The organism is Methylobacterium mesophilicum SR1.6/6 (genome assembly GCF_000364445.2).
GTDB lineage: Bacteria > Pseudomonadota > Alphaproteobacteria > Rhizobiales > Beijerinckiaceae > Methylobacterium > Methylobacterium mesophilicum_A.
Map to the genome: position 1 here is coordinate 4,353,970 of NZ_CP043538.1, position 20,412 is coordinate 4,374,381.

Below are 20,412 nucleotides of genomic sequence, written 5' to 3' on the forward strand. Positions count from 1 at the left end.
GTCCGCCGAAGTGTGCCTCGGCGGTCGATCGCGTACCACTCCTAACCCACGAAGATCGAAGGTGTTTCAGCTGGAGGAAGCACGTCAGGCGCGAGCGACGGCAGGCGGATTGTCTACCACAATCCGGCGCGCAGATCAAAGCATCCCTGAAGACGCATGCGCGAGCTCAGCGCTGCGACCAAGAGTTTTACACTGGCGCGCCGGGACAGAAATGCCCCTCGAGCGGATCAGGGCTTCGCGCTGTGCAGGCCTTCTTCGTTCCGAAATTCCGTGTCCGTCCTGGACGATGTCCCCGGACTTGCCCGGCCCGGAGCGGGGGATGCCGAAATCGTGAGGACCGTCCGCTCTGATCAGTCGCCCGAGCCGGGGTTCGGCGAGAAGTGCGCCTCGAGCTTTCCGCTCTTGCCGTCCCACTCCTTGGCGTCCGCGGGAGCTTCCTTTTTCTGCGTGATGTTGGGCCAGGACTTTGCGTAGTCGGCGTTCAACTTCAGCCACGTGTCGAGGTTCGATTCGGTGTCCGGCTTGATCGCCTCGGCCGGGCATTCCGGCTCGCAGACGCCACAATCGATGCACTCGTCCGGGTGGATGACGAGCATGTTCTCGCCTTCATAGAAACAATCGACCGGACAGACCTCGACGCAGTCCGTGTACTTGCACTTGATGCAATTGTCGGTGACGACGTAGGTCATCGGATGTCTTCGTCCTAAAACACGACTTGGCCCGGGCGGAGCCCTGGAGCGGTCCGCTCGCCCGGGTGGCGCTCGGTAAGCGGGACGCCGGTGACGCTCGGCGCGGAGCCGGGCTTCGGAGGCCACGGCTCTAGACCGTGCCTCACGGGCTGACAAGCGCGCGGGCGCCGCAGCGGGGCGAAGATTTCAACTCCCGAGACGGCGGCTTTCCAGACACGAACGCGGTCAGCGACGGCGGCCCTCTCTACGTGAGGCACGACGGGCGAGCCCGGTATTCAGATCCGCCGACGGCGCCGCACTGGATGCCCGGCGTGGTTCTGGAATTCGGGGCCACCTCCGCAGTCCGAGGATGACGCGGTGGCCGACCTGATGGCCGGCTGGTTCCTGCCAGTTCGACCACGTCCCGCAGCTTCGCCTCGCCGCCGTCGGCCATCGCCGATCTCCTCACAGCGACGGGTCCTGCGGCGGGGAGCCCCCCGACAGATCGTCGTACAGCAGGCGCGCCTCCGGAGCGGGCCCGCGCCGCACCCCCAGGCCCAGCACCCGTACCGCCAGCGTCGCGTGCGGCGCCGCGACCGTCACGACGTCGCCGATGCCGATGCCCTTCGCCGGGTTCTCGGTCCGACTGCCGTTGACCCGGACGAAACCGTCCGAAGCCAGCCGCGCCGCGAGGGAACGGGTCCGCGCGAAGCGCGCGAACCAGAGCCATTTGTCGAGACGCTGCCGATCCTCCCGCATGCGCGGCGGCGGTCAGCGCTTCCCGCCGTCGCCGGCTTCGAGCTGTGCCTTGAGCGCAGCCAGCTTGGCGAAGGGTGAATCCGGATCCGGCGCCCGTTCCCGGCGCGGGGGGCGCTGGTCGGGACGCGGCCCGGCATGGCGTTGCTCCGCGCCGCGCTGATCGTCCCGGCGCTCCGGCCGGCCACCTTCGAAGCGGTCGCGGCGAGGGCCACGATCCCGCCCGGGGCGTGGTCCGCCCTCGCCACCGTCAGCCCGGCGATGCTCCGGCCGGCCGCCTTCCGGGCGTCCCTGCCCGGGGTGCTGCCCCTGCTGGCCGCCGTCGCGGCCGCGACCGGCCCCGCGCGGACGATTCTGAGGACGCTGGTGGGCCGGGCGCTGATGGCGCTGCAGACGCCAAACCTCGATCTGAGGGGCCTCGGCGGCCTGCTCGCCCTCCGCATTCGCAGCCTCTGCGCCCGCTTCCGCGGGGGGCGCGGCCGGCTCCGCCTCTGACGTCTCGGGGGCGGCCTCGGTCCCGGCCGTGGCGGGCTCTGCGGCCTCCGCAGAGGCCTCGGCGGGCTGGTCCGATTCGGCGACGGGTTCCTCGGCCGGGGCGTCGGTGCCGCGGGACGCTTCCGCCGCCGGCTCGTCGGAGGCCGCCTCGGCCGCGGGCTCCGAAGGCGGGATCTCGGCGGGCGCCGGCTCGGCAACGACCGCCACCGGCTCGTCCGCGGCGGCGGCAGCTTCGGTTCCGACCGCGCCGCCCTCCGCAGCCTCGGCCGTCGCGGATTCCTCCGCCGCGGGCCCTTCCCCGACGGGCTCGGCCGCGTCCGCCTGCGCGGCGACAGCCTCCTCGGAGGCCGCCTCGGCCTCCGGAGAAACCTCGGCGGCGGCCGGTGCCGCAGCCGGCGTCGTGGCGGCCGCCGGAACGAGTGGCACCGTGATCGCCGGACCGGGACGCGACTCCGCGTTGTAGCCGAGGGACTTCAGGATCGAGGCGAAGTCCTCGCCCGAGCAGCCGACGAGCGAGGTCATGCCCACCGTGGCCACGAAACCGTCGCCGTCGGCCGTGCCATCCGGCGGGGCACCCGGGGTCGTGCCGGGACGGTAGGCGATCGCCGGGCGGATCAGGTCGGCGAGCCGCTCCAGGATGTCGACCCGCACGGCCCGCTCGCCGCTCACCCGGAAGCCGGCCGCCCGGTAGAGGCCCTTGGCGATCTCGCGGTCGACCTTGATGGACGTGCGTCCGGAGCCGGCGAGATGCGCGATCTCGTCGAGGCCGCGCTGGTCGAGTCCGCCGTTGCGCAGGGCCCAGAGCTGGGCCGCGAGGGTGCGCGGCGCCGGCTTCAGCAGGGCCGGCAGGAAGATGTGGTAGGCACCGAAGCGAACGCCGTGCCGGCGCAACGCGCCGCGGCCATCCTGATCGAGGCTGCGCATCTCCTGCGCCACCTTCGAGCGCTCCAGCACGCCCAGAGCCTCGACAACCTGATAGCCGATGCCCTTGGCGAGCCCGGTGAGGTCGGCCGCCGTCTCGATCTCCATCAGCGGGCCGAGGAGCCGCACGATGGTGGCCTTCAGCCACGCGTCGAGGCGCGCCTCGACCTTCTCGCGGTGCGCACCGGCCAGGCTCTCGTCGGCCAGCAGGCGGATCTGCGGGGCGAACAGCTTCTCGCCGGGGGTCAGCTTGGCGACGGGCGCCCCGGTCCAGCGGATCGTGCCGTCGTGCGCGAGCACGAGGGTCGAATCGGCCGTGCCGGCGAATCGGTCGGCCCGTGCCTCGATCTCGCCCGCGAGCGCCTTCTCGGCGGCGCTCCTCAGGGTCTTGGCTTCGTGGCCCTCGGCGCTGGCATCGGGAACGAACAGGAATCCGTGAAGGTGGCCGACATGCTGACCCTCGACGGTGACGTCACCGTCGGCGGTGATCTGGGCTTCGAGCATCGTGTTCTCTCTCAGGCGCCGCATCAGGACGCTGGTGCGCCGGTCGACGAAGCGGCTCGCGAGGCGTTCGTGCAGGGCGTCGGACAGCCTGTCCTCTACCCGACGTGTCTCGCCCTGCCAATGTTCCGGGTCGCGCAGCCAGTCGGGTCTGTTGGCGACGAACGTCCAGGTGCGTCCCTGGGCGATCCGGCGCGACAGGGTGTCGATGTCGCCGTCGGTGCGGTCGATCATCGCCACCTGCTCGGCGAACCACGTGTCGGGGATGCGGCCCGCCATGCCCTTCATCAGGAATCGATAGAGCTGCGCCACCAGATCGGCGTGCACCTGCGGGTGGACCTTGCGATAATCCGGCACGCCGCAGACGTCCCAGAGCCGGCGCACGCCGGCCGGGCTGCGGGCGAGGTCGCGGACGTCGTCCTCCTTCATCAGAATCTCGAGGGCCTGCTGGTCCTCGCCCATGGGGGCGCGGGTCAGACCCGTTTCGCGCGGGTGCTCGTCGAGGCTCGCCTGCAGGGCCTCCAGGCTGCCGAAGCTCAGGTCCGGGTTGCGCCACTGCAGGATGCGGAGCGGGTCGAAATCGTGGCTCTCCAGCCGCTCCACCAATTCGGCCTCGAAGGGCGGGCAGCGCCCGGTGGAGCCGAACGTCCCGTCCGACAGGTGCCGTCCTGCACGGCCGGCGATCTGGCCCATCTCGGCGGGGGTGAGCTTGCGGAAGCGGGTGCCGTCGTACTTCCAATTGGCCGCGAACGCGACGTGGTCGACGTCGAGGTTGAGGCCCATCCCGACCGCGTCGGTGGCGACGAGGTAGTCGACGTCCCCGGCCTGGTACATCTCGACCTGGGCGTTGCGGGTCCGGGGCGAGAGCGCGCCCAGCACCACCGCGGCGCCGCCGCGCTGGCGGCGGATCAGCTCGGCGATGGCGTAGACCTCCTCGGCCGAGAACGCCACGATGGCCGTGCGCCGGGGCAGGCGCGACAGCCGCTTCTCCCCCGCGAAGGTGAGCTGCGACAGCCGCGGCCGCGTCGTGGTGTGGACGTTGGGGATCAGGCTCTGGACCAGCGGCAGCATGGTCGAGGAGCCGATCAGCAGGGTCTCCTCTCGGCCGCGCACGTAGAGCAGGCGGTCGGTGAAGACGTGGCCGCGATCCATGTCGGCGGCGAGCTGGATCTCGTCGATGGCGACGTACGCCACGTCGAGGTCGCGGGGCATCGCCTCGATGGTGCAGATCCAGTAGCGCGGCCGGTCCGGCTTGATCTTCTCCTCGCCGGTGACGAGCGCGACCTTCTCGGGGCCGACTTTGGCGACGACGCGCAGGTAGACCTCCCGGGCGAGCAGCCGCAGGGGCAGCCCGATCATCCCGGTCGGGTGCGCGAGCATCCGCTCGATGGCGAGATGCGTCTTGCCGGTGTTGGTCGGCCCGAGGACCGCCGTGACGCCGCGGGCGCGAACGTCGCGGGGCAGCGAGCGGCTTTGCGAGGGGCGGAGCAGCGCGTCGATGGTCGGCGGTTCCTTCGGATGAGAAGGCCGTCGCGGCGCCGTCAGGGCGCGGGCGGGGAGGGGTTCTGTCGGCCGGTCGCGTCAGGGACGATAGGGCCGGATGGGTCGTCCCCCATATGGGATGCCGCCGCCGCCAGGTCCAACGCCGCCAGGTCCAACGCTTCCGGGGCCAAAGCCTCCAGGCCCAACCTGCGGCGTGATCATCGGGTAGATGTCTATCTGCGTCGTCGGCGTGCCCGGCTGGGGTGCGAGGTCGGCGCAGAGCGTGTCGGCATTCGCGGTCAGCGGACCGCGGCGGGGCGGGCGATGCTCGATCACTTCAGCCGACGAGGACGCATCGCCGCCGCATCCGGCTTCAGCGGTGCCGGCGCTCAGCCGGTCCGCGGCCGCCGGGCCGGCGAGGGCGATCAGGACCGGGACGATTCGGAGGACGGGCACGCGCATCCACGAATTATCGCCCGGCCGGTGAAGATTTCATCCCCGACGGCCGTCCTCGCGGTCGGAGGCGGCTCAATCCACGCCTTCGACCAGCACCACCTCGCCGATTCCCGCGGGCCTGCGCTTCTCGACGGCGGCCTGATACTCGGGTGAGAAGTAGTAGGTGCGGGCGGCCTCGTAGGACTCGAACTCCAGCACGACGTTGCGCGGCCGGCCCTCGCCCTCCAGCGCCTCGCAGCGGCCGCCGCGGACCAGCGGCTTGCAGCCGTACTTGCGCATGGCCTCGGAGGCCATGGCGGCGTAGTCCTTGTAGGTCTCCGGGTCGGTGACCGTCATCCGGACGATGATGTAGCCCTTGGGCATTGTCAGGCCTCCCTGGCGCGGCGGCCGCGCCCCGCAGGCGTGCCGGGAAATCGGCCGCCGGTCAAAGGCGGCGCAACGGCGGCGCTATTGCCCGGGCAGGCTCGCCTGCGCGACGTCGCCGCTGGCCGCGGGGGCGGCTCCGGCCGTCCCGATGGTCTCGGCGGCGCCGCTCTGGGTCCAGCGCATCGCCTCGATGATGTTCGTGCCGACCGTGGTGAGGACCGAGATGCGCAGCGGAATCAGCGCCCGTGTCCCCGCGACCGGCGCGAGCCAGACCGACATCTCCCGGTTCTCCTCCATGAACTTCACCCCCGGCCGGTCCGGACGGTGGCCCGCCACTGCTTGGTAGCGGGCGTTGCAGACGAGGACCTGTCCGGCATAGCCCGGCTTCTGCACGGGCCGCGTCTCGGCGTAGCTCAGCAGCACGTTGAACCGGGTGGCGCCGTCGAAGACCGGCAGGGTCCGGTTGCAGTTGTCCGGGTCCAGGGGCTCGCCGCGTCCCTGCGTCGGCATCAGCAGGGCGCTCACCGGATCGAGGATGCCGCGCTTGTTGGCGGCTGTGACCGGCACGCGGTCCTGCATGTCGACGAGCGGCGGCGCGATCTCGGACTGGACCACGTTTCCGTGGGCCAGAGCCATGCGCACGGCGATCCCGGAACTCGCCGTGTGCGTGGCGATCGAGAAGGCGCCGGGCTGGGGCGCTGCCGCGAAGGTTCCGGAGGCCCGGGCCGAGCCCCGGCCGCCCGTGATGGCGCCGACGAGGCCGGTGAGCGTCGCCGACACGTCCATGAGGTAGCGGTCGCGGTCGAAGGAGCCGGCGAGCCGCGCGGTGCCGATCGGCAGGCCCGCGAGATTGATGCTGTAATCGACCGCCACCGTGGCGGGCGCCGCCGCCCCCGGCCGCTTTGCCCGCGCCCGCGCCTCCGCCGGGCCGGCCAGGGCCGCGACGGCGAGGACGGCGCCGACGACCCGTCCGAGGGGACGCAGGGTCACGGGCTTGATCGTCCGACGGACAGGCGTGGCGCTCATGATCCGGATCGCATCCCAGGAGGTCGGGCCCCGATGCCCGCTCGGCCACGCCCGTCTCAGGCGGTGCGGTGCCTTCCTGCGGGCGGAGTACGGCTATATCCCGGCATCGTGGTTAACAGACCGTTGGGGCTCCGCCGCGCTCAGCTTGCCGCCGCGGACCTTGACGCAACGCACCTGCGTCGCCTATAGGCTCGCGCCTTCAACAGGACTCCGCCGGACCTGGAACACGCAATGGGCGCCGCCCGCTGCGACGACGATCGCGCCGGCCGCGATCGGGTCTTCATCGAGCGGAACGAGACGGGATCTTAAGTCATCATGGCGCGCCGCTGCGAACTCACCGGCAAGGCCGTTCAGGTCGGCCACCTCGTGAGCCACTCGAACCGCAAGACCAAGTGCCGGTTCCTGCCGAACCTGTGCAACGTCACCCTGCAGTCCGACGCGCTGGGCAAGCGCGTCCGCCTGCGGGTCACCGCCCACGCCCTGCGCTCGGTTGAGCACCGCGGCGGCCTCGACGCCTTCCTGATCAAGGCCGGCGAGGGTGACCTCTCGCAGACCGCGCGCCTGCTGAAGCGCGAGATCCACAAGAAGCTCGCCGAGACCCAGCCCGCCGCGGCCTGAGCCCGCGGGCTTCGCGCCCCCTTTCGTCGGACGGTTCGAGCCGCCGCAGCCCCTGGGCTACGGCGGCTTCCGCTTGCGCGTGGCGGGCCATCGATCCGTGCAATTCCGACCACACCCTCATCCTGAGGTGCCCGCGTCAGCGGGCCTCCAGGGAGGGCTCCAGGAATCGCGGTGCTATCTGGAGGGCTCTTTCGAGGCCTCCGCTGCGCTCCGGCACCTCAAGATGAGGTTCTGAATCGGATGAGGCAAAAGGCGGAGCGGCAGCGGCCGCTCCGGCCGGCCGGCGATCACCGTCGCCCGCCGGCCGCGCGCAGCATCCGGCTCGTCGGCGCGGGCGCACCGTCCTCCTCGAACAACTCGGCCAGCTTCTCGGTCATCGCGCCACCGAGTTCCTCGGCGTCGATGATCGTCACGGCGCGGCGATAGTACCGGGTCACGTCGTGGCCGATGCCGATGGCCAGGAGTTCCACCGGCGAGCGCGTCTCGATCTCCTCGATCATCCAGCGCAGGTGGCGCTCCAGGTAGTTGCCGGCATTCACCGAGAGGGTCGAATCGTCCACCGGCGCGCCGTCCGAGATCACCATCAGGATCTTGCGCTGCTCCGGCCGCCCGAGCAGGCGCTTGTGCGCCCAGTCGAGCGCCTCGCCGTCGATGTTCTCCTTCAGCAGCCCCTCGCGCATCATCAGCCCGAGGTTCTTGCGCGCCCGCCGCCAAGGGGCGTCCGCGGCCTTGTAGACGATGTGGCGCAGGTCGTTCAGGCGGCCGGGATTCGGTGGCTTGCCGGCGGCGAGCCACGCCTCGCGGCTCTGACCGCCCTTCCAGGCCCGGGTGGTGAAGCCCAGGATCTCCACTTTCACGCCGCAGCGCTCCAGCGTCCGCGCCAGGATGTCGGCGCAGGTCGCCGCCACGGTGATCGGCCGGCCGCGCATCGAGCCGGAATTGTCGAGGAGCAGCGTGACCACCGTATCGCGGAAATTCGTGTCCTTCTCCTGCTTGAAGGAGAGGGGCTGGTACGGGTCGATGACGACGCGCACGAGGCGCGCCGGGTCGAGCTGACCCTCCTCCAAGTCGAAATCCCAGGCCCGGTTCTGCTGGGCGAGCAGCCGCCGCTGCAGGCGGTTGGCGAGGCGCCCGACCACGCCCTGCAGGTGCGAGAGCTGCTTGTCGAGGTAGGAGCGCAGGCGCGACAGCTCGTCGGCGTCGCACAACTCCTCGGCGTGGATGACCTCGTCGAACCGGGGATTGAACACCCGGTACTCGGGCCCGCGGGCCTCGTTGCCCTGCCGCTGCGGCGGGCGCGACGCCTCCGAGGCCTCCTCGGAATCGGCGTCCTCGGCCTCCTCGGGCAATTCTCCGGACGGCGCGTCAGCGGATTCCTGGGCGCCTTCCTCGATCTCGTCGGAGGCCTCCTCGGAGGTCTCGATCTCGGCGCGCTCGCCCTGGCTCTTCTCCTCCGAGTCGCCCTCGCTCGGATTCTGCTCGTCGTCCTGGGCCTCGTTCTCGTCGTCGTTCTCGTCGTCCTCGGCGTCGAACGGCGTCTCGTCCGACATGTCGAGGGACGTGAGGAGGTCGCGCACCGAGCGGGCGAACTTGCGCTGATCCTCGATGGAGCCGAGCAACCCGTCGAGATTCGGTCCGGCCTTGGCCTCGATATGCTCGCGCCACAGCTCGACGATCTTGGAGGCGGCCTCGGGCGGCTTCTGGCCGGTCAGGCGCTCGCGCACCATCAGGGCGACGGCGTCCTCCATAGGGGCGTCGGCCCGGTCTGTGATGGTCTCGTACTTGCCGCCGCGGTGATAGCGGTCCTCCAGCATCGCCGAGATGTTGCTGGCGACGCCCGCCATCCGCCGCGAGCCGATCGCCTCGACCCGGGCCTGCTCGACCGCGTCGTAAACCGCCCGCGCGGCGGCGTTCTCGGGGGCGAGGCGGCGGTGGACGGCCACGTCGTGGCAGCCGAGCCGCAGCGCCATGGCGTCGGCGTTGCCCCGCAGCACCGCGACGTCCTGCGCCGAGAGCTTGCGCGGGGGCTCGGGCAGCCGGGCCTTGTCGCCGGTGAGCGCCGGCCGGTCGGTGGCGTAGGTGACCTCGACCTCGGCGCGTCGGGCGATGGCGCGCAGGCACCCGGCCACCGAGCGCTTCAGGGGCTCGGCCACGGGTTCACGGCGCTCGCCGGGCTTGCGGTTGGAGATGGACATGCGCGGCTACCGGTCGTCGTCGGACGCGAAGGGGCGGGTCAGGATCTCGTCCCGGCCGAAGGAAGCGACGGCGTGGCGCGCGCGAACGGGGCGGCGCGGGCAGAGCCCGATGCAGTCACCCCGATCCCGCGCGCCACGACCTCCTCCATGCGGGTCAGCTCAGCGCGACGTTCACCGCGCTCTCGGGCAGCTCCTTGCCGAAGGCGCGCTGATAGAATTCGGCCACCAGCGTCCGCTCCAGCTCGTCGCACTTGTTGAGGAACGTCACCCGGAAGGCGAAGCCGATATCCTTGAAGATGTCGGCGTTCTCGGCCCAGGTGATCACCGTGCGCGGGCTCATGACGGTGGAGAGGTCGCCGTTCATGAAGGCGTTGCGGGTGAGATCCGCCACGCGCACCATGCGGTTGACGATGTCGCGGCCCTGGTCGCCCCGATAGTGGGTGGCCTTCGAGAGCACGATGTCGACCTCGCGGTCGTGCGGCAGGTAGTTCAGCGTGGTGACGATCGACCACCGGTCCATCTGGCCCTGGTTGATCTGCTGGGTGCCGTGATAGAGGCCCGACGTGTCGCCGAGGCCGACCGTATTGGCGGTGGCGAACAGCCGGAAGGCCGGGTGCGGGCGGATCACGCGCTTCTGGTCGAGGAGCGTCAGCCGGCCCGACAGCTCCAGCACGCGCTGGATCACGAACATCACGTCCGGGCGGCCGGCATCGTACTCGTCGAATACCAGCGCGACGTTGTTCTGCAGCGCCCAGGGCAGGATGCCGTCCTGGAAGGCGGTGACCTGCTTGCCGTCCTGGAGGACGATGGCGTCCTTGCCGACGAGGTCGATGCGCGAGACGTGGCTGTCGAGGTTGATCCGGATGCACGGCCAGTTCAGCCGGGCGGCGACCTGCTCGATATGGGTCGACTTGCCGGTGCCGTGGTAGCCGGTGACCATCACGCGGCGGTTGCGGGCGAAGCCGGCCAGGATCGCGAGCGTCGTCTCCCGATCGAAGATGTAGTCCGGGTCGACATCCGGCACGTGCTCCTCGGGCTCGGCGAAGGCCGGCACCTTGAGGTCGAGATCGATGCCGAAGACATCGCGGACGGAGACGGTGCGGTCGGGCAGCGCGGCTTGCGTAGCGTCAGAGAGCATTCGGAACCTCGTGAGGCGCGGGCGCTTCACTCCCAAACAGTGAAGCATCCGCGCGGAAGAACGTCGAGCCGGGCCTCCGCGGCGGGGCGGAGTCCTCCTTAGACGGCGGCGCGTTCGGGCGCCACCGACCGGCATCGCCCCCATATAGGGCTGCGCCGCGCGGTTTGCCCTATCCTGGATGCAACCCGGCCTGCATCCTTCGTGCCGTTGAAGCCGTTCGCGCTCGCGAACGGCGTCATGGTCCTCTTATGACGCACTCTGCTCGGGCCGCGTCTCGCGCCGAGCCGGCGTCCGCCTTGGGGGAGTACGGGTCAGCAGAGCCCGGCCGCGCGCAGGACATCGTGGGCCCGGATGATGTCGCGCAACCGCTCCTCGAAGGAGCGGTCGCCGCCGTTGGCATCCGGGTGGAAGCGCTTCACCAGCACCTTGTACTGCGCCTTGATGGCGGCCGAATCCGCGCCCTCCTCAAGTCCCATCACGTCGAGGGCCCGGCGGACCGTGGCCGAGTGGCGGGGCTTCGGCGGCTCGGGCTGGCGGGCGCGGCGGCGCGCCTCGCCGACGCCCTCGCCGCGCAGGATGCCGAGAGGATCGACATAGGCCCAGTCGCGCGCAGGCTCGCTGGCGGGTTTCTCGCCCGCCTTGTTCACCCCCATCGCCCAGGTCGGGCGGTGACCGATGATCGCGTCCTTCTGATAGGCCTGCACGGCGGCATCGTTCATGCCGTCGAAATAGTTGTAGCTGGCGTTGTAGGCGCGGACATGATCGATGCAGAAGCGCCAGTACTGGCCTTCCGCCTTCCGGCCCTTCGGCGCCCGGTACAGGCCCGGCTGCGTGCAGCCCGGACTCTCGCAGACGGCCTCGGCCGCGGCCTTCGGCTCGTCGCAGGACGGTTTGATCCGGATGCTGTCGAACAGGCGCGAGTTGAGATCCATGACGGGCCGATTATGAGGGGGCGGACCTGAGACACAAGGGCACCGGGCCTGATGACGCATGCGCGAGATCGGGCTTGACGGACACGCACGAACACGACGCGAGGCGCGATGGCTGACGGAGCGGGCGGCACCCTGCGGGACTGGATGGAGGCGCGGCTGCGGGAACAGCTCGCACCGGCGCGCCTCGACGTGATCGACGAGTCGCATCTGCATGCCGGCCATGCCGGAGCACGGCCGGGGGGCGAGACCCATTACCGGCTCGACATCGTCGCGGCGGCATTCGAGGGCAAGAGCCGGGTGGAGCGGCACCGCTTGGTGAACGCGCTGCTCGACGACGCGTTCAAGCGGGGCTTGCACGCCCTCGCACTGCGGGCGCGTACGCCGGCCGAGGCCGCCTGACACCGTTTCTGCGAGCGGAGCGCAGCGATCCAGCCGGCACCGCGTTCGGAATGGGTGCGCTACACCGGGTCGCTTGGCTGCATCCGTGGTGACGCGGCGGGTCGCTCTGACGGTGGGACGGGGGTGGAGACGGGATATGGTGATGCGCGCGCCGATCGGCACCTGCCGGATCCAGGGCCGCGCGCCAGATGAGCGGGCGACCGTGACCCTATCCGGGAGAGCGCCATGCCCCTGCGGGTGACACCGCGCATCGCCATCGCGGACGATGAGATCGAGCTGTCTTTCCTGCGGGCCTCGGGCGCGGGCGGCCAGAACGTCAACAAGGTCGAGACCGCGGTGCAACTCCGCTGGCCGGTTTTCGCGTCGCCGGCCGTGGACGATCGGGTCAAGGCGAACCTCGTCCGCTTGGCCGGGCGACGGATGACCAAGGATGGGGTCCTCGTCCTGACAGGGCAGCGCCACCGCACCCAGGAGCGCAACCGGGCCGAGATCCTGCAGCGCCTGATCGATCTGGTCGCGGAGGCCGCCAAGCCGCCCCCGCCGATCCGCCGCCCGACGAAGCCGACGCGGGGTTCGCAGGAGCGGCGCATCGGGGCCAAGAAGAATCGCGCCACGATCAAGCAGGGACGCGGCAGCGTCAGGGACTCTGACAGCTGACGGGCAGGCCGCCTCGGTGGCGGCCCAATGGCCGCCTCAATGGATGGCGTCGATCACCTCGGCCTTCGGGCTGGCATCGGGGGCCGGCGACGAGCCCGCCACCAACGTGCTGCCCGGCTTGGCGAGCGTGAGGGCGATGGCGATCAGCGCCAGGATGGCGGCGAGCGCGGCCGGGAACAGGAAGGCCGACTCGCCGTAGCGGATATCGAGGAGACCGCCGATCACCGCGCCAGTGCTGAGGCCCGCCCAGAGCGGGGCCTGGATCCAGAAGGACGGGGCGACGGTACCGAGCAGCAGGTTGGCGCAGCCCGTCCCGAAACGGACGACCGCGCCTGTGACGTAGGTCAGCGCCAGGGAGCGGCCGCCCTCGTCCTGAAGCGTCGCGTTCTGGAGGCCCAAGGCGAGAACGATCGGATAGGCATGCAGCGGATAGGCGAAGGTGCCCCACGGCATCAGAAGGCCGCCGGCCAGCAGGAGTGCCTGGATGGTCAGGAGGACGGCGAGCCGCCAACGGCCGACCCAGGCGGCGATCAGCGTTCCCAGGAAGGCGCCGAAGCAGAAGATGCTGATGGTGCTGGCGACTCGGGTGACGTTCTCCCAATCGCCGTTCGACACCGCCACGCCGAAGCGCGTCGTGTTGCCCGACATGAAGGACATGAACAGCTGCGAGAATTCCAGGAAGCCGATGGAATCGGCGCAGCCGGCCAGTGCAGCGAGGGCGATGGCGAAGGGGATCCGGGTTCGCGGATCGGCCGGGAAGGACTTGTCCGCCGGAGGCTCGGGCTTTCGCTCAGGCGTGCCAATACCGGTCCGACTGCCGTAATCCGCCATGCTGATCCCCCGATGCAGCGGTCGCGCCTGTCGCGACCGACTGACAATGGACGAACAGCCAAGCGGTTTCATGCCGCGGTGCGGCGCAACACAACGACGCGGCCGGGCACCGGCCGGCCGGCCTCCCGGCGGATGCTCGCCGGGCGCAGCGCGACGAGGTCGAGGCCGGCCGCGGCGGCCGTGTCGGCGAGATGCCGGTCGGCATGGGCGTAGCGCCCGTCCGGACCCAGGACGGTCCCGGCCCCGTCGTGGGATTGCACGGTGACCGCCCCCAGCCCTCCGGGTCGCAAGATCCGGCCGATCCCCGCCAGGAAGGCGCCGAGATCCGCCACGTAGATCAGCACGTCGGCGGCGAGACAGAGATCCGCGGATCCCTGCGGCTCGCCGGCCAGGAAGGCGATCACCTCGTCCTCGACGAGGCGGTCGTAGAGCGGGCGATCCCGCCAGAGCCTGTCGCGTGCCCGGGTCAGCATCCCCGGCGAGACATCGATGCCGACGAGATGCTCGGCCCGGTCGCGGATCGCCGCGCCCATCAGGCCGGTACCGCAGCCGAGATCGAGTACGATCGCGAACCGCTCCGGATCCGCCGGCAGGGCGTCGCGGATGCATTGCGGACCGACATACCCCAAGCCTTCCACGAGGTGCCGCTCGAAGCGCGGGGCGTAGCCGTCGAACAGGGCCCGGATATGGGCGGCGGAGAGGACCGGCAGGCCGCCGGCCGGCTTCAGGCGCGTCAGGTGCGCCCGCACACCCAGTGTGTCGCCGGGGTCGATGGCGAGGGCGTGGGCATAGGCACGGGCGGCGGCGTCCCGCAGGTCCGGGGCGCCCTCCGCCGCCAACGCCTCCCGGGCCCGCCCCAGGAGCAGCCAAGCCGGCGCGTAGCGCGGCGCGATCTCCAGGGCCTGCTCGGCGAGGTCGGCGGCCCCGGTGAAGTCGCCATCCGCCAGGCAGGCTTCCGCGTAGCGATAGCGGCGGTCGGCGAGGAGGTCGCCGGAACTGAGGTGCGAGGCCATGCGTCTGCCGGGTCGGGGGCGCCTATATACCGGGGCCACCGGCGGACTCCACCGGCAGCACGGACCCGATGCCGACACGCGCCAGCGAACTCCTCACCCTGACCCGCGAGGGGCTCTACTGCCCCCTCGGTCGCTTCCACGTCGATCCGACCTGGCCGGTGGAGCGTGCGCTGATCACCCACGGCCATGCCGACCACGCCCGGTCCGGGCACGGCCAGGTGCTGGCGACGCCCGAGACCCTGCGGATCATGGCGGTGCGCTACGGCGCGGAGTTCTGCCGCCAGCGGCAGGAGGCCCGGCTCGGCGAGGCTTTGTCCGTGGGCGACGTGACCGTGCGCTTCGCCCCAGCCGGGCACGTCCTCGGCTCCGCACAGATCGCCATCGAGCGCGAGGGAGCCCGCGTGGTGGTCTCGGGCGACTACAAGCGCGCGCCGGACCCGACCTGCCTGCCCTTCGAAGTGGTGCCCTGCGATGTCTTCATCACCGAGGCGACCTTCGGTCTGCCGGTCTTCACCCACCCCGACACACGGGGCGAGGTCCGCAAGCTCCTCGAATCGGTGAAGCTGTTCCCCGAGCGGGCGCACATCGTCGGCGCCTACGCGCTCGGCAAGGCGCAGCGGGTGATGGCGCTCCTGCGGGAGGAAGGCTGGGACCGGCCGATCCATCTGCACGGGGCCATGGAGAAGCTCACCGCCCTCTACAAGGAGGAGGGGATCCCGCTGGGCGACACGCCGAAGGTGGTGGCCGCCGAGCGCAAGGATCTGCACGGGGCGATCGTGATCTGCCCGCCCTCGTCGATCCAGGATCTGTGGTCCCGGAAGTTTCCGGATCCGGTCACCTGCTTCGCCTCGGGCTGGATGCGGGTGCGGGCCCGCGCCCGGCAGAAGGGCGTCGAGCTGCCGCTGGTGATCTCCGACCATTCCGACTGGCCGGACCTGTGCCGCACCATCCGCGACACCGGTGCCGGCGAGGTCTGGGTCACGCACGGGCAGGAGGACGCGCTGGTCCACTGGTGCGGCACGCAGGGCATCAGGGCCCGGCCGCTCCACCTGCTGGGATACGGCGACGACGGGGAAGCCGAAGTTGCCGCTGAAGGCAGCCCAGGGGCTGACGCGGAGGCAGCGGCGTGAACGAGTTCGCCCACCTGCTGGACCGCCTCGCCTACGAGCCGCGACGCAATGCCAAGCTGCGGATGCTGCAGGATTACTTTTCCCGCACACCCGATCCGGAACGAGGCTTCGCGCTCGGCGCCATGACGGGCACCTTGAGCTTTCGCGAAGCCAAGCCGGCCCTCATCCGCGGCCTGGTGGAGGAGCGGATCGATCCGGTGCTGTTCCGGCTGTCGCACAACTATGTCGGGGATCTCGCGGAGACGACGGCGCTGATCTGGCCGGGGCGGCCGGAGGCGCCGCGGGAACCGGGCCCGGGCCACAACAACCCGCCGCCGCACGTCCCGACCCTGGCGGAGGTCGTCGAGACACTGGCGACCATCCCCAAACGCGAGCTGCCCCGCCACCTCGCCGAATGGCTCGATGCCCTCGACGAGACCGGCCGCTGGGCGCTCCTGAAGCTCGTCACCGGCAACCTCCGCGTCGGCGTCTCAGCGCGGCTCGCCAAGACCGCGGTGGGCGCGCTGGGCGGCCACGATGCGGACGCTGTCGAGGAGGTCTGGCACGGGCTGACACCGCCATTCGAGACCCTGTTCGCCTGGGTCGAGGGACGGGGTGAGCGCCCGGAGACCCTGAACCCGGCCCCGTTCCGGCCCCCGATGCTGTCACACCCGATCGAGGAGGAGGCCGACCTCGAGAAGCTTGAGGCCGAGGCGTTCTCGGCCGAGTGGAAGTGGGACGGCATCCGCGTCCAGCTCGTCGGCGGACTCGACCGGGCCGGCGAGCAGGTCGGAAAGGTTTATTCCCGCACCGGTGAGGACATCACCGGGGCGTTCCCGGATCTCGCCGAGGCCATCACCTTCGCGGGCGCGCTCGACGGCGAACTGCTGATCCTGCGCGAGCGGCGGGTGCAGAGCTTCAACGTGCTGCAGCAGCGGCTGAACCGGAAGGCCGTCACGGCAAAGCTCCTCGAGGAGTTCCCTGCCCATGTCCGGGCCTACGACCTCCTCACCCTCGACGGTGAGGACCTGAGGCCTGAGCCCTTCGCGGCCCGGCGGGCGAAGCTCGAGGCCCTCGTCACGCGCCTCGACCATGCCCGGATCGATATCTCGCCGCGCGTGCCGTTCGCGGATTGGGAGGCGCTGGCCGCCGCGCGGGCCGACCCCGCCTCCGTGGGGGCCGGCGAGGACGCCGATGCCATTGAGGGTGTGATGCTCAAGCGCCTGAACAGCCCCTACCTGCCAGGGCGACCCAAGGGGCCATGGTGGAAGTGGAAGCGCGAGCCCCACATCGTCGATGCCGTGATGATGTACGCCCAGCGGGGGCATGGGAAGCGCTCGTCCTTCTACTCGGACTACACGTTCGGAGTCTGGCGCGCGGCGCCCGAGGGCGGGGACGAGCTTGTGCCGGTGGGCAAGGCCTATCACGGCTTCACCGACGCGGAACTCGCCAAGCTCGACCGCTACGTCCGCAACAACACCACCAAGCGCTTCGGCCCGGTGCGCGAGGTCGCCCACGGGCGCGACGCCGGCCTCGTGCTGGAGATCGCCTTCGAGGGCGTGCAGCGCTCGACCCGTCACAAGTCCGGGGTGGCGATGCGCTTCCCCCGGGTCAGCCGCATCCGCTGGGACAAGCCCCCCGCTGAGGCCGACCGGATCGACGTGCTGGAGCGCATCCTCGCCCGCGGCGAGCGCGAGATCGCGCCCGGCGCGACCCTGATGGAGAAGTCCGCATGAGGCAGGGGATCAACCGAGAGGGCAAGATCGGGCCGGTGGAGGCGTTGGCCGCGGGCCCGGTGGAGCGCCACGCGAGCGGGCGCCTCGCCATCGCGACCCCGGGGCAGGGCTTCACGGATTTCACCGCCGCGGTGTCGGATTTCGTGCGCGGCAGCGGCGTCCAGGACGGTCTCGTGACGGTGTTCTGCCGGCACACCTCGGCCTCGTTGACCATCCAGGAGAATGCCGATCCCGACGTCCAGACGGACCTGATGGCGGCGCTCGACGGGTTCGCGCCGCGGCACGCCGGCTACGTCCACGGCGCCGAGGGGCCGGACGACATGCCGGCCCATATCCGCACGCTGGTCACCGATTCGGCCCTCACCATCCCGCTGGTCGACGGCCGCCTCGCGCTCGGCACGTGGCAGGGGATCTACCTGATCGAGCATCGTGATCGGCCGCACCGGCGGGAGATCGTGCTGAGCGCGATCGGCGCGTGAAGTCCGCGCCGTCATCGATTCGGTCCGCCCGCAAGGACGGCGGTGTGCCGGCCGGCTCAGCGCGGCCGCATCGGCGGCAGGGGCGGCAACAGACCGCCGCACACGGACGATTAACCATATCGGGCGCTTATGATTCTCCGTCGGGTCGGCTGCCCTGCCGGTCTCGCGAACGGAGACCCCGATGGGCCTTTTCGCTGCGCTCTCGAACTCGATTTCCGGCGCCTCGGCGCAGTCCCTCGCCCTGAACAACATCTCGGGGAACATCGCCAACACCCAGACGGCGGGCTTCAAGTCCACCGAGACGAGCTTCGCCGACATGCTGGCCCAGACCGAGGGCGGCATGCAGCCGGCCGGTGGCGTCTCGTCCAGCACGCGCAACAGCCTCAACATCCAGGGCACGGTGCAGTCGACCGGCGTGTCGACCAACCTCGCGATCTCGGGCAACGGCTACTTCATCGTCCGGGAGAACACCGGCACGGACCAGAGCCCGAGCTTCACCGGTCAGACCGGCTATACGCGCCGCGGCGACTTCACGCCGGACGCGAACGGCTACCTCACCAACGGCGCGGGCTACTACCTGTTCGCCGGCCCTTCGGCGAGCGGCCCGGTGCAGGTCCCGACCGGCGCCAACACCCTGTCGAGCCTCACGGTCTCGCCCGCCGGTACGCTCACCGGAACGGCCGCAAACGGCAGTTCGGTACCGCTGGGCACGCTCACGCTCGCGCAATTCGGCCTGCAGGACAATCTCGCCTCCCTCGACGGCGGCACCTACGTGGCCACCGACAAGTCGGGCACGCCGAGCTACGGCCTGAACGGCGCCACCATCGCCGCCGGCTCGGTCGAGCAGTCGAATGCCGGGATCGCCGATCAGTTCTCCAAGATGATCGAGACCCAGCAGGCCTATACGGCCAACACGAAGGTCATGAGCACCACCGACCAGATGCTCCAGGACGCCATCGCGATGTACACCTGAGGCGGTCCTAGGGGCGTCATAGGGTGTCCGGTCGAACGCTTCGGCCGTGCGTCCCGCCCCGCCGTCGCTTCGCTGCGCTCGGAAGGACGGCGGCCCCCAAGCGATCGGCCGGGAACGGTCTTACAGAAACTTCAGCGGGTCCTTCTCGGGCGGAGGCGGTGCCACGTCGGCCCGGTTCCACCAGCCGCCGCCGAGGGCCACGAACAGGGCGGCGGTGTCGGCGTACTGAGTGGCGCGCGCACCCGCCGAAGTCACCAGCGCCGAGAGGTATCCCTGCTGGGCGATCAGCACCTGCGAGGAGGTGACGGCGCCCGCCGTGTACTGCTTGCGGATCAGCCCGAGGCTCTGGTTCGTGGCGCTCACCGCGGCGTCGGCGGCGGCCACCGCCTTGGCGTCGGCCTGGAGCGCCCGCAGGGCGTCGGCGACGTTCTGGAAGGCCGTGATCACCGTCGCCTTGTACTGCGCCTGCGCCTCCGTCAGCGATTCCTCGGAGGCCCGCTGGCGCCGGAACAGGGTGCCGGCATCGAAGATCGGCGCCGTCGCCTGACCGATGATCGTGAAGAACGCCGCACCGGGACTGGTCACCTGTGCGATCCGCGTGGCGCTCGAGCCGCCGGTGGCGGTCAGGCTGAACTGCGGCAGGCGGTTGGCCACCGCCACGCCGACATTGGCGCTCGCCTGCTGGACCAGGGCCTCGGCGGCCTTCACGTCGGGGCGCTGCTGAACCAGCCGCGAGGGCAGGCTGACCGGGAGCCGGGTCGGCAGGTGCAGGGCCGACAGGTCGAAGGTCTCCGAGACTTCGTCGGAGGGAAGGCGCCCGGCCAGCGCGGTGAGCAGGTTGCGCTGCTGCGCCAGCTGCTTCTCCAGCGGCGGCAGCAGCTGCTGCGACAGGGCCAGCGCTGCCTGCTGCTGCACCACGTCTGCCCCCGCGATCTGACCCAGCGAGAGCTGCTTGTTGTAGAGCTGCAGGATCTCGGTCTGCGCCTGGATCACCTTGCGGGTCGCGTCGATCTGCGCCCGCAGCGAGGCCTCCTGGATCGCGGCCGCCACCACGTTGCCTGTCAGGCTGAGATAGGCGGCCTCCAGCTGGAAGCGCTGGTTCTCGGTGGTGGCCTCGAGCGACTCGATCTGGCGGCGGTTCCCGCCGAACACGTCCGGATTGTACGAGACCACCGCCTGCGGCGTGGACAGGCTGTAGAGATACTGGTTCTGGTTGTTGAGGGGCGATTGCAGGTCGAGGCCCGGCGCCAGCGCTCCCTGGATCTGCGGGGTCGCGGTGAGGCTCGGGTAGAGCGTGCCCTTCTGGGCGAGCACGTTCTGCTGGGCGACCCGCAGGGAGGCCTGCGCCGCCTCCAGGGTCGGGTTGTTGGCGAGCGCCTGATCGACGAGGCGGTTCAGCGCCCTCGAGCGGAACAGGCCCCACCATTGCCCGGGAATGTCGGCGCCGGAGACGAAGCTCTGGTCGGCCGAGCCGCCCGCCCGGGTCCGGATCTTGTCGGCGGCCGAGGGGTTCTTCAGCGGCTCCTTGGTGTAGCGGCTGACTGGGGGATCCTCCGCCGGCACGTAGTTCGGGCCGACCGCGCAGGCCGACAGGGACAGGGAGGCTGCCAGCACAAGGGCCGCCCGTCCGCACCTCTCCGGCGCCCAGCTCACCATCCTGC

Annotated in this window: 18 protein-coding genes; 7 read left to right on the plus strand and 11 right to left on the minus strand. The window is 70.8% G+C overall.

The window, feature by feature from the left end; translation table 11 throughout:
* Positions 1-350: 350 nt before the first annotated feature.
* The 5 genes from fdxA to MMSR116_RS20850 form a co-directional block, all read right to left on the minus strand.
* Positions 351-689: a ferredoxin FdxA gene (gene fdxA / locus MMSR116_RS20830; RefSeq protein ID WP_010687071.1), complete on the minus strand. Its 339-nt coding sequence runs from the start codon at positions 687-689 to the stop codon at positions 351-353.
* Positions 690-1,133: 444 nt separating this feature from the next.
* Positions 1,134-1,427: an RNA-binding S4 domain-containing protein gene (locus MMSR116_RS20835; RefSeq protein WP_010687072.1), complete on the minus strand. Its 294-nt coding sequence runs from the start codon at positions 1,425-1,427 to the stop codon at positions 1,134-1,136.
* A 12-nt stretch (positions 1,428-1,439) separates the two neighbouring features.
* The gene (locus MMSR116_RS20840; RefSeq protein ID WP_191991969.1) at positions 1,440-4,832 is read right to left on the minus strand and encodes a helicase-related protein; all 3,393 of its coding nucleotides are present in this window, start codon (positions 4,830-4,832) and stop codon (positions 1,440-1,442) included.
* Between the two features lie 519 nt (positions 4,833-5,351).
* Entirely contained in the window at positions 5,352-5,642 is a 291-nt protein-coding gene (locus MMSR116_RS20845) for a DUF1330 domain-containing protein (protein ID WP_010687075.1), read from the minus strand.
* 84 nt (positions 5,643-5,726) lie between these two features.
* Positions 5,727-6,671, minus strand: coding sequence for a DUF3108 domain-containing protein (locus MMSR116_RS20850; protein ID WP_039894773.1), 945 nt, complete (start codon positions 6,669-6,671; stop codon positions 5,727-5,729).
* Positions 6,672-6,986: 315 nt separating this feature from the next.
* Between MMSR116_RS20850 and rpmB the strand changes: the two genes are divergently transcribed.
* Positions 6,987-7,289 carry a 50S ribosomal protein L28 gene (gene rpmB / locus MMSR116_RS20855; protein ID WP_010687077.1) on the plus strand — a complete coding sequence of 101 codons (303 nt, stop codon included), beginning with the start codon at positions 6,987-6,989 and terminating at the stop codon, positions 7,287-7,289.
* A 287-nt stretch (positions 7,290-7,576) separates the two neighbouring features.
* Here the strand turns inward: rpmB and cobT are convergent, their stop codons facing one another.
* From cobT to MMSR116_RS20870, 3 genes are all read right to left on the minus strand, one after another.
* Positions 7,577-9,484: a cobaltochelatase subunit CobT gene (cobT, locus tag MMSR116_RS20860; protein ID WP_010687078.1), complete on the minus strand. Its 1,908-nt coding sequence runs from the start codon at positions 9,482-9,484 to the stop codon at positions 7,577-7,579.
* Positions 9,485-9,638: 154 nt separating this feature from the next.
* Positions 9,639-10,622, minus strand: coding sequence for a cobaltochelatase subunit CobS (gene cobS, locus MMSR116_RS20865; protein ID WP_010687079.1), 984 nt, complete (start codon positions 10,620-10,622; stop codon positions 9,639-9,641).
* Positions 10,623-10,933: 311 nt separating this feature from the next.
* Positions 10,934-11,554, minus strand: a complete 621-nt coding sequence (locus MMSR116_RS20870) for a J domain-containing protein (protein ID WP_010687080.1) — start codon at positions 11,552-11,554, stop codon at positions 10,934-10,936.
* Between the two features lie 108 nt (positions 11,555-11,662).
* Here MMSR116_RS20870 and MMSR116_RS20875 point away from each other — a divergent pair, with 108 nt between their 5' ends.
* Both MMSR116_RS20875 and arfB read left to right on the plus strand, forming a co-directional pair.
* Positions 11,663-11,953, plus strand: coding sequence for a BolA family protein (locus tag MMSR116_RS20875; RefSeq protein WP_010687081.1), 291 nt, complete (start codon positions 11,663-11,665; stop codon positions 11,951-11,953).
* A 225-nt stretch (positions 11,954-12,178) separates the two neighbouring features.
* Positions 12,179-12,610 carry an alternative ribosome rescue aminoacyl-tRNA hydrolase ArfB gene (gene arfB, locus MMSR116_RS20880; RefSeq protein WP_010687082.1) on the plus strand — a complete coding sequence of 144 codons (432 nt, stop codon included), beginning with the start codon at positions 12,179-12,181 and terminating at the stop codon, positions 12,608-12,610.
* Positions 12,611-12,646: 36 nt separating this feature from the next.
* Here the strand turns inward: arfB and MMSR116_RS20885 are convergent, their stop codons facing one another.
* Both MMSR116_RS20885 and MMSR116_RS20890 read right to left on the minus strand, forming a co-directional pair.
* Positions 12,647-13,441: a YoaK family protein gene (locus MMSR116_RS20885; RefSeq protein WP_010687083.1), complete on the minus strand. Its 795-nt coding sequence runs from the start codon at positions 13,439-13,441 to the stop codon at positions 12,647-12,649.
* 68 nt (positions 13,442-13,509) lie between these two features.
* The gene (locus MMSR116_RS20890) at positions 13,510-14,454 is read right to left on the minus strand and encodes a methyltransferase (protein WP_010687084.1); all 945 of its coding nucleotides are present in this window, start codon (positions 14,452-14,454) and stop codon (positions 13,510-13,512) included.
* A 68-nt stretch (positions 14,455-14,522) separates the two neighbouring features.
* Between MMSR116_RS20890 and MMSR116_RS20895 the strand changes: the two genes are divergently transcribed.
* From MMSR116_RS20895 to MMSR116_RS20910, 4 genes are all read left to right on the plus strand, one after another.
* Positions 14,523-15,584, plus strand: a complete 1,062-nt coding sequence (locus tag MMSR116_RS20895) for a ligase-associated DNA damage response exonuclease (protein WP_010687085.1) — start codon at positions 14,523-14,525, stop codon at positions 15,582-15,584.
* The gene (locus tag MMSR116_RS20900; protein ID WP_010687086.1) at positions 15,581-17,299 is read left to right on the plus strand and encodes a cisplatin damage response ATP-dependent DNA ligase; all 1,719 of its coding nucleotides are present in this window, start codon (positions 15,581-15,583) and stop codon (positions 17,297-17,299) included. Before MMSR116_RS20895 ends, MMSR116_RS20900 begins: the two co-directional genes overlap by 4 nt.
* A complete protein-coding gene (locus tag MMSR116_RS20905; protein ID WP_010687087.1) occupies positions 17,296-17,778 on the plus strand; it encodes a secondary thiamine-phosphate synthase enzyme YjbQ in 483 nt (160 codons plus the stop codon). Before MMSR116_RS20900 ends, MMSR116_RS20905 begins: the two co-directional genes overlap by 4 nt.
* 181 nt (positions 17,779-17,959) lie before the next feature.
* Positions 17,960-18,751, plus strand: a complete 792-nt coding sequence (locus MMSR116_RS20910; RefSeq protein WP_010687088.1) for a flagellar hook basal-body protein — start codon at positions 17,960-17,962, stop codon at positions 18,749-18,751.
* A gap of 120 nt (positions 18,752-18,871) precedes the next feature.
* Here the strand turns inward: MMSR116_RS20910 and MMSR116_RS20915 are convergent, their stop codons facing one another.
* Positions 18,872-20,407, minus strand: a complete 1,536-nt coding sequence (locus MMSR116_RS20915) for an efflux transporter outer membrane subunit (RefSeq protein WP_039894774.1) — start codon at positions 20,405-20,407, stop codon at positions 18,872-18,874.
* Positions 20,408-20,412: the final 5 nt, after the last annotated feature.

What these genes read in the sequence shown, in the direction of transcription:
- fdxA (WP_010687071.1), bottom strand. Translation starts at nt 689, where the DNA reads ATGACCTACGTCGTCACCGACAATTGCATCAAGTGCAAGTACACGGAC.
- MMSR116_RS20835 (WP_010687072.1), bottom strand. Translation starts at nt 1,427, where the DNA reads ATGCGGGAGGATCGGCAGCGTCTCGACAAATGGCTCTGGTTCGCGCGC.
- MMSR116_RS20845 (WP_010687075.1), bottom strand. Translation starts at nt 5,642, where the DNA reads ATGCCCAAGGGCTACATCATCGTCCGGATGACGGTCACCGACCCGGAG.
- MMSR116_RS20850 (WP_039894773.1), bottom strand. Translation starts at nt 6,671, where the DNA reads ATGAGCGCCACGCCTGTCCGTCGGACGATCAAGCCCGTGACCCTGCGT.
- rpmB (WP_010687077.1), top strand. Translation starts at nt 6,987, where the DNA reads ATGGCGCGCCGCTGCGAACTCACCGGCAAGGCCGTTCAGGTCGGCCAC.
- cobT (WP_010687078.1), bottom strand. Translation starts at nt 9,484, where the DNA reads ATGTCCATCTCCAACCGCAAGCCCGGCGAGCGCCGTGAACCCGTGGCC.
- cobS (WP_010687079.1), bottom strand. Translation starts at nt 10,622, where the DNA reads ATGCTCTCTGACGCTACGCAAGCCGCGCTGCCCGACCGCACCGTCTCC.
- MMSR116_RS20870 (WP_010687080.1), bottom strand. Translation starts at nt 11,554, where the DNA reads ATGGATCTCAACTCGCGCCTGTTCGACAGCATCCGGATCAAACCGTCC.
- MMSR116_RS20875 (WP_010687081.1), top strand. Translation starts at nt 11,663, where the DNA reads ATGGCTGACGGAGCGGGCGGCACCCTGCGGGACTGGATGGAGGCGCGG.
- arfB (WP_010687082.1), top strand. Translation starts at nt 12,179, where the DNA reads ATGCCCCTGCGGGTGACACCGCGCATCGCCATCGCGGACGATGAGATC.
- MMSR116_RS20885 (WP_010687083.1), bottom strand. Translation starts at nt 13,441, where the DNA reads ATGGCGGATTACGGCAGTCGGACCGGTATTGGCACGCCTGAGCGAAAG.
- MMSR116_RS20890 (WP_010687084.1), bottom strand. Translation starts at nt 14,454, where the DNA reads ATGGCCTCGCACCTCAGTTCCGGCGACCTCCTCGCCGACCGCCGCTAT.
- MMSR116_RS20895 (WP_010687085.1), top strand. Translation starts at nt 14,523, where the DNA reads ATGCCGACACGCGCCAGCGAACTCCTCACCCTGACCCGCGAGGGGCTC.
- MMSR116_RS20905 (WP_010687087.1), top strand. Translation starts at nt 17,296, where the DNA reads ATGAGGCAGGGGATCAACCGAGAGGGCAAGATCGGGCCGGTGGAGGCG.
- MMSR116_RS20910 (WP_010687088.1), top strand. Translation starts at nt 17,960, where the DNA reads ATGGGCCTTTTCGCTGCGCTCTCGAACTCGATTTCCGGCGCCTCGGCG.
- MMSR116_RS20915 (WP_039894774.1), bottom strand. Translation starts at nt 20,407, where the DNA reads ATGGTGAGCTGGGCGCCGGAGAGGTGCGGACGGGCGGCCCTTGTGCTG.